Origin of the sequence: Corallococcus praedator (genome assembly GCF_003612125.1) — a bacterium.
Taxonomy (GTDB): domain Bacteria; phylum Myxococcota; class Myxococcia; order Myxococcales; family Myxococcaceae; genus Corallococcus; species Corallococcus praedator.
Genome location: NZ_RAWI01001215.1, coordinates 1 through 416, shown reverse-complemented (window position 1 = coordinate 416; position 416 = coordinate 1). Strand labels below are relative to the sequence as shown.

The 416-nt window shown below is 67.5% G+C and carries 1 pseudogene; it reads left to right on the top strand.

Features of this window, described 5'->3' with window-relative positions:
* Nucleotides 1–416 (top strand): annotated as a pseudogene (locus D7Y13_RS43795) (F0F1 ATP synthase subunit beta); the annotation flags it as partial.

The window sequence follows — 416 nt, the reverse complement described above, 5'->3', positions numbered from 1 at the left end:
CAAGGCGCCGGCGTTCGACCAGCTCGAGTCGAAGACCCAGATGTTCGAGACCGGCATCAAGGTGATCGACCTGCTCGCTCCTTACGCCAAGGGCGGCAAGATCGGCCTCTTCGGCGGCGCCGGCGTGGGCAAGACGGTGCTGATCCAGGAGATGATCGCCCGCGTCGCCAAGGACCACGGCGGTGTGTCGGTGTTCGCCGGCGTCGGCGAGCGCACCCGCGAGGGCAACGACCTCATCGTCGAGATGGAGGAGGCCGGCGTCATCGGCCAGACCGCCCTCGTCTTCGGCCAGATGGACGAGCCGCCGGGCACCCGCCTGCGGGTCGCGCTGTCCGCGCTGACGATGGCGGAGTACTTCCGCGACGTGCAGAAGCAGGACGTGCTGCTCTTCATCGACAACATCTTCCGCTTCACGC